This is a genomic window from Citrobacter sp. Cb041 (assembly GCF_030336655.1).
Classification (GTDB): domain Bacteria; phylum Pseudomonadota; class Gammaproteobacteria; order Enterobacterales; family Enterobacteriaceae; genus Citrobacter; species Citrobacter braakii.
In genome coordinates, this window is record NZ_JAOWDD010000039.1 from 73,994 (window position 1) to 80,721 (window position 6,728).

Annotated in this window: 5 protein-coding genes and 2 pseudogenes; 4 read left to right on the top strand and 3 right to left on the bottom strand. The window is 51.5% G+C overall.

Annotated features, from left to right (window positions below; genetic code table 11):
• The first annotated feature begins 87 nt into the window (after positions 1-87).
• From trpS to OGV52_RS13325, 3 genes are all read left to right on the top strand, one after another.
• Positions 88-1,092, top strand: coding sequence for a tryptophan--tRNA ligase (trpS, locus tag OGV52_RS13315; protein ID WP_200051768.1), 1,005 nt, complete (start codon positions 88-90; stop codon positions 1,090-1,092).
• A gap of 349 nt (positions 1,093-1,441) precedes the next feature.
• Positions 1,442-1,603, top strand: a complete 162-nt coding sequence (locus OGV52_RS13320; protein WP_181012492.1) for a hypothetical protein — start codon at positions 1,442-1,444, stop codon at positions 1,601-1,603.
• Positions 1,604-1,893: 290 nt separating this feature from the next.
• Positions 1,894-2,646 carry an SDR family oxidoreductase gene (locus OGV52_RS13325; RefSeq protein ID WP_287108624.1) on the top strand — a complete coding sequence of 251 codons (753 nt, stop codon included), beginning with the start codon at positions 1,894-1,896 and terminating at the stop codon, positions 2,644-2,646.
• A 93-nt stretch (positions 2,647-2,739) separates the two neighbouring features.
• On the opposite strand, the pseudogene OGV52_RS13330 reads toward OGV52_RS13325, so the two are convergent.
• The 3 genes and pseudogenes from OGV52_RS13330 to OGV52_RS13340 all read right to left on the bottom strand — a co-directional run.
• Positions 2,740-3,084: pseudogene (locus OGV52_RS13330) on the bottom strand (integrase core domain-containing protein); the annotation flags it as partial.
• Between the two features lie 233 nt (positions 3,085-3,317).
• The gene (locus tag OGV52_RS13335) at positions 3,318-4,829 is read right to left on the bottom strand and encodes a glycoside hydrolase family 43 protein (protein WP_287108626.1); all 1,512 of its coding nucleotides are present in this window, start codon (positions 4,827-4,829) and stop codon (positions 3,318-3,320) included.
• Between the two features lie 5 nt (positions 4,830-4,834).
• Entirely contained in the window at positions 4,835-6,262 is a 1,428-nt protein-coding gene (locus OGV52_RS13340) for a glycoside-pentoside-hexuronide (GPH):cation symporter (RefSeq protein ID WP_047500561.1), read from the bottom strand.
• A gap of 277 nt (positions 6,263-6,539) precedes the next feature.
• Between OGV52_RS13340 and OGV52_RS23460 the strand changes: the two are divergent.
• Positions 6,540-6,728: pseudogene (locus tag OGV52_RS23460) on the top strand (hypothetical protein); the annotation flags it as partial.

Below are 6,728 nucleotides of genomic sequence, written 5' to 3' on the forward strand. Positions count from 1 at the left end.
ATGTGTTTTCCCCATTTTAAATAACCGCCGAAAGGCGGTTATTTGCATTTAAAGACCCCTTTCGGTTTTTTGATTAAGGAGTCTTACATGAACGATAAAACTATCATCCTCACTGGCGATCGTCCCACTGGCCCGCTGCATCTCGGCCACTATGTTGGCTCTCTGCGCCAGCGCGCCACGCTGCAACATGATTATCAGCAGTTTATATTGGTTGCTGACCTGCAAGGGCTAACCGATAACGGCAGCACACCACAAAAGATCCGCAACAATATTCCCGAAGTGCTGGCTGATTACCTCGCCGCAGGAATCGACCCGTCACTCACCACCATTTGTCTGCAGTCGGCCCTGCCCGCCCTCGCTGAGCTGACCGCGCTTTATATGAACATCGTTACCGTGGCTCGCGTGGAGCGAAATCCTACGGTCAAAAACGAAATTGCGCAGAAAGGATTTGCCCGCTCGTTACCGGTTGGCTTTCTGGTTTATCCCATCAGCCAGGCTGCAGATATTACCGCCTTCAAAGCCGAGGTGGTTCCCGTCGGCGACGATCAGTTGCCCATGATCGAACAGACCAATGAGATCGTGCATAAGATGAATAGTCTGTTACCGACCTCTGTCTTGTCACATTGTAAAGCGCTACTGAGTGAGACCAGCCGTCTTCCAGGGATCGACGGTAATGCCAAAATGTCAAAATCGCTCGGCAACACACTACTCCTGTCTGCCAGCGAAGAGGCTATTCATCATGCGGTCAGCGCAATGTACACCGATCCCAATCATCTAAAAGTGTCCGATCCGGGGCAGATTGACGGCAATATGGTATTTACTTACCTCGATGCCTTTCATCCGGATAAAGCAAAAGTGGCGGAGATGAAAGCACATTATCAGCGCGGCGGGCTGGGTGACCGGACATGCAAAAACGAGCTGGAGATGTGCTTGCAGGAGCTTATCGCCCCGATGCGCGAGCGGCGGGCAACCTACATCCAGGATAAAGGTATGCTGATGACGATGCTCAAAAAAGGCAGCGAAGAGGCGCACGAGGTCACGCAGCAGACATTAAAAGAAGTAAAGCAAGGGCTGGGTTTGCCGGTGTTCTGAACTCGAAGCACTACAGGTTCGATAATTAAAGATAGCTCCCGACGAATGACAATCGCCGGGAGTAGCGCAGCCATGCGTTGACGCGTAAAGATAACCTCTGTCACAGAGGCTAATTAATTCGCTGTTTAATAATCCGCGCAATACGATATGTCGTTTTTTATGCAGAGCTATTTCTACCCTGCACCTTCAATTATTTCAACTAATCATTATGAATTACCCATTACATGTACGGGTTCGAAATCCTCACCTTGCCTGAGATATGATTATTTGTTAAATTAACCGCATTAGCGTTAAATACATTGAGCATTACACAGACGCTATTTATACAATAATGAATGATGGAGTTAAAATGAAGTATGCGTTTGCATTAATGTTGAGTATGGTATTATCAGGTTGTACCGCAAATGATTGGGTGGATGCTGCAAGTGGAATAATGCAGGCAAAAGACCAACAAGATAAAGACGCAAGAAACAATCGCATCAAAGAAGCCAACAGGGCTGCAGGCTACTGATATTTAAATGATTAGCACATCCCTCTTCTTGTCTTTATAAACAGAAGAGGAATGGTATTCTAAACAAATTTACTGACTAAATAGCACAATTAAAATTGGTGTATAGCGCATACATATCCTTGCAGAGAATATAATAACCTAACGCTCAGTCCGCTCCGCGCCAGACGCTGGCTTTGCAAGTCCCCTATCCCTATTCCTCATGTAAAAATGGCACTAATTGAAAGATGCCAATCCACCTCCTCATGTATATCTATATCCACACATAGTCATAAAGAAAAGGATGGATGAAGATGCTAAGAGGTAAAAGAGCCGTAATTACGGGTGGAGGCGGAGGATTTGGTCAGGCGCTGTGCGTGTGGCTGGCGCGAGAAGGCGTTGAGGTGGATTTTTGCGCGCGGCGTGCTGATGATATTCAAAAAACCTGCAGTATCATCGCGGCTGAAGGCGGGATTGCAAAAGGATATATCTGTGATTTAACCCAGCCTGAATCCCTTTCGCAGTTTTCTTCACAGTTGTTAACTTCAGACAAGCCCATCGATATTTTAATCCTCAATGCCGCACAGTGGCTGTCAGGAACGTTAGACGATCAACCAGACGCAGAAATTATCAATACCATCAGTTCAGGCCTGACAGGTGCGATTTTACTGACTCATGCATTGTTGCCTGGGTTAAGACGTTCAGAAAGCGCGGATGTCGTCTCAATAATATCTTCATGTGGGATTCCGAATTTTACGGATTCAATTGCGCATCCCGCTTTTTTTGCCAGCAAACACGGGCTTAGCGGATTCACATCTAAACTGTCACACCAGTTGTCCGAAGAAAATATACGTGTGACCGGGTTGTATCCACCGGATTTCGAACTTACAGGGTTAGATACGTTTGTTGATAGTCAATCCAGAATGGGGGAACGTTTATTAAATGGACGCTCAGTCTGGGAAACAATTCGTTTTGTGCTGGCTCAACCGCGTAGTTGCCATATAGGTAGTATCTACTTTCAAGGTCCAACTCGCGAGAAACTGAGTGCCAGGGACGGCTCCTCGTAAAAACATTAACATCAGTAAGAAAAGGTTTGTCTCGCTCCATTTAGGTTAGAAAAGCGATCTCATCTTCTAAAATTTTCGCTCGATATGATGTGGTCAACTAAAACTGACCACCGCTTTAGAGTTTTTCCTGTATCGGCTTTCCGATTCGTTTGGGGGTAACCCTCCGTTATAGTCATGCGCCCTTAGCGAGCTGTAATACCCGACGATATAGTCTGTGATCGCATGAGCAGCTTCGCTAAAGTTTATATAACTTGTCGCTGGCACCCACTCGTTTTTCAGACTCCGGAAGAAGCGTTTCATCAGGCTGTTGTCCCAACCGTTTCCACGTCAGCTGATACTCTGCCTGATCCGGCAACGCCACAGTAACTGCCGGAACTGCCTGCTTGTAGAGTGGCTACTCTGGTCACTGTGGAACATCACTCCGACTGGTTTACCCATCGCGTCATGGTAGAAAGACCCACATCCATAGCACCGGCCAGCAGCATCCCGGCCGACCCTGGCCGAAATGGTGGAGCAGATAACACCGTAGAACTGCCGGATGAGGTTTACCGATACACCGGTGTGCCAGATGCTGTCCTTTACCCTGCTGCGAGAAGCCGGTTTTCAAGCTCACCGTGGGAGCTAGACTGGGGTTAATCAATACCCCGCGCCGTCAACGCGGGGATTACGCATTACGGGACGTTCACTGTAAAAGAGGAAAACAGACAGCTGCCTTCGCTTGCCTGGCCGTGCAGGTTTAGGGCCGCCAACCCCAGTTTAGCACCCACCCATTTGCCTTTTCCGGCGGCAAAGGTGCGGGGCCAACTCTGCCATTCTTCGCCGTCGCTCCGCCAGCTAAAACGGCAAATGCCGCCTGCACCCACTTCGACGCGCAACTGGCACTGTGAACCGGCAAGCGGGGTTATACACTCAGTCTCTTCCCGTACCTGACCGCTGTCGCTCATCCAGCCGCACACCCACAGCAAACGGCAGGCATTATCGCCGTGTTCAAGCAATAATGCCGCGTAGCGCTCGCCATACACGATCAGGCCGCCGGCATCTCCCGACCGTGCGGTATCAAGCTGCAATGCCGTTTGTGCGCTGAATGTCCTGGCGGGGAATTTTTGCAGCAGCAGATTGGGCGACCAGTAAAGCGCCTCGCGCCGCACGGGCTGGAAGGTGAGATGAAGTCCATCACTGCCCGCTTTACGCCACTGTGGCTGCGGGTTGGCCTGCCATTGCCACTGTAAACCGGGTGCACCGTGGTGAAAGTCATCGCTGGTTTGTGGGCCACCGTGCTCAGCAGCGAGCAATCCCGAAGGAGACGGGCACTGAGATACTGGCTGTCCGACACCCGCCTCCCCGATCTGCTCGCCGATGCGCGGCCAGTCATCATCTCCCCAGAACATCGGTTGCAGATGAACGATGCGGCCATAGATATGGGCATCCTGGAAATGGACAAACCAGCATTCCCCCTGCTCGCCCTCTACCCAGCCCCCTTGATGCGGCCCGTTAACCGGCGTATCGCCCTGAAAAAGCACATTACGCGTCTGCCATGGGCCCTGCATGTCCCGGGCGCGCAACACGGTTTGCCAGCCTGACTCCACGCCTCCGGCTGGGGCGAAGATGTAATACCAGTCGTTGCGCTTATAGACCTTCGGGCCTTCCAGAGTCGGTAAATCGCAGGTTCCGTCATAGAGAATTTGCCCTTCGCCGGTGACCGATTTGCCGTCTGGCGTCATCGGCAGCAACTGTAACTTATGCTTGATGCCGCTGCGGCTGTGGGCGAAGGCATGCACCAGCCAGGCCTTGCCATCGTCGTCCCAGAATGGGCAGGGATCGATCCAGCCTTTGGCCGCTTTGACGCAATGCGGAGGCTGCCACTCCCCCCAGGGATCCTGCGTCCAGGACATAAAAATCCCTTCATCTGGGGTGCTGAAAAAGACCCACAGCTTCTCATCATGCCAGCGAATCGACGGCGCCCAGGCCCCCTTACCCGGCTGGACCTCCTCATAGCCAGGCAGCGGCAGCGTTTGCAGAACATGGTTGATGATTGTCCAGTTCACCAGATCCGTCGAGTGCAACAGCGGCAAGCCCGGCATGTGGTTAAAGCTGGAGGCGACCATAAAAAAATCATTACCAACGCGAACGACGTCCGGGTCGGAATAATCGGCGCAGATAATCGGGTTGTGATACATCGTCATCCTCCTCAGGCTTTGTTCAGCGACACACACGTCACTTCTGGCGTGGCGTTATCAACAGGTGCTGCAGCCGTTTGTCGGGCCGACAGGTCGCGCTGGATAGTGGCCATGGTCTGGTCATCAAGTTTATAGAAGCGCGACAGCCACCACAGAACCAGGTAGGACAGCGATGGCCCGAGTGTCAGCAGGCCAATAATGCCCATAGTCGCCATCGGCGTCTGTTCCGCCACGCCGGACTGATAACCGAAGATTCCCAGGGAGAAACCGACCAGCGCTCCGGCGACAGCCATTCCCATTTTGAGGGCAAACAGGTTGCCAGAATAGGACAGCCCGGTTATCCGGCGGCCAAATTTCCATTCACCGTAATCGGCGGCGTTGGCCATCATGTTCCACTTAAAGGGCTGGTACATCTGATGGAAGAAGCCGACCAGGAAATAGAGTGGGAACACCACCGCAAGCCAGGTTGGTGGAATAAAGAACATCACCACACCAACAGCGACCAGCAGCAGGTTGATATTTTTAAACAGCGACACGGCCCGGTAGCGTTTTGCCAGATACCCTGCTGCGATACTGCCAATAATGGTGCCGACGACGCTTGTGGAGACAAACGCGGATTTCATTGCCGTACCTGCAGCAGACGACACGCCATCCATCATCAGATAAGTGGCGTAGTAGAGCGTTGCGGCGCTGCGCATCACCCCAGCCATACTGGAAAAGAAGGTGATAATGGCGACAATCCGCCACTGATCGTTTGCCAGCAGCTGGCGAATATCTCCTTTCACATCTCCCTGATTTTCAACAATGGGGGCCACGCGCTCTTTGGTAGTGAAGAAACAGAACGCTAGCATTGCGATGGCGATAGCCCCCATGATGCCCATTGTCGCCTGGAAGCCAAATTGTTTATCGTCTTTGCCCAAATAATCGACCAGAAACAGCGTTGCAACCGAGACCATCAGCCCGGCCAGCGAGGAGATCGTAAAACGATAAGATTGCGCGGAGAGACGGTCTTTCTCGTCACGGGTAATCACCCCGCCGAGGGCGCAATACGGAATGTTGATAAAGGTATAACACAGCATCAGCAGAGTGTAGGTGATGTAGGCATACACAAGCTTGCCGGACGCACCAAATTCCGGAGTGGTGAAGGTCATCACCGCCAGCACCGCGTAAGGCACGGCGAACCAGATAAGCCACGGACGAAAATGTCCCCAGCGGGTTTTAACCCGGTCGGCCACAATCCCGGTCAGCGGGTCGGTAATGGCATCAAGCACACGCGTCACCAGAAACATTACGCCAACCGCAGCGGCAGAAAGTCCATAGATATCAGTGTAAAACCAGGTCAAAAACATGGTTACGGATGAATAAACAATCCCGCAGGCCGCATCCCCCATACCGTATCCTAACTTCTCGGCCACCGATAACTTATTGTCATGATTCACGATCAGTCCCCCCTGTATTAATGTGGATTTAACTGTATAAGCCCTTCCTTTTTGCGCGTATTGCTTTTTTTTGTTATGCGATTATGTAATTTGATAACTGAGAAAGTTGTCACACATCTTTCTAACTGGTGTTACAGGTATAACTTTCATATGAAGCATTTAGCGGCCTCACAGCCACAAAACGCAGGCTAACCGCACCGGTTCAAGGTAGAGTCTTAGGACGTGGTGTAAATGGTCGAGCCTGATTTTTATTGGCATATGTGCCTGGTTACATCCGATTGGTGACCTCACGACCGCCACAACCGCGTATCAAACTCGCGCATTCGATACAGGGTTCGTCAACGGTTATCAGACCCTGGATGTACAGCCCGGTGCGGGGCGCAACGAACGGTATGCAGGTGATGAGCGCCTATGTCGAGACTGTTTTTGGCGTTTATGGCCGGGTGTTGTTGGCGGCGATCATTAC

Excerpts from the sequence above, each read along its gene's own strand:
- trpS (WP_200051768.1), top strand. The coding sequence starts at position 88 with ATGAACGATAAAACTATCATCCTCACTGGCGATCGTCCCACTGGCCCG.
- OGV52_RS13320 (WP_181012492.1), top strand. The coding sequence starts at position 1,442 with ATGAAGTATGCGTTTGCATTAATGTTGAGTATGGTATTATCAGGTTGT.
- OGV52_RS13325 (WP_287108624.1), top strand. The coding sequence starts at position 1,894 with ATGCTAAGAGGTAAAAGAGCCGTAATTACGGGTGGAGGCGGAGGATTT.
- OGV52_RS13335 (WP_287108626.1), bottom strand. The coding sequence starts at position 4,829 with ATGACGATGTATCACAACCCGATTATCTGCGCCGATTATTCCGACCCG.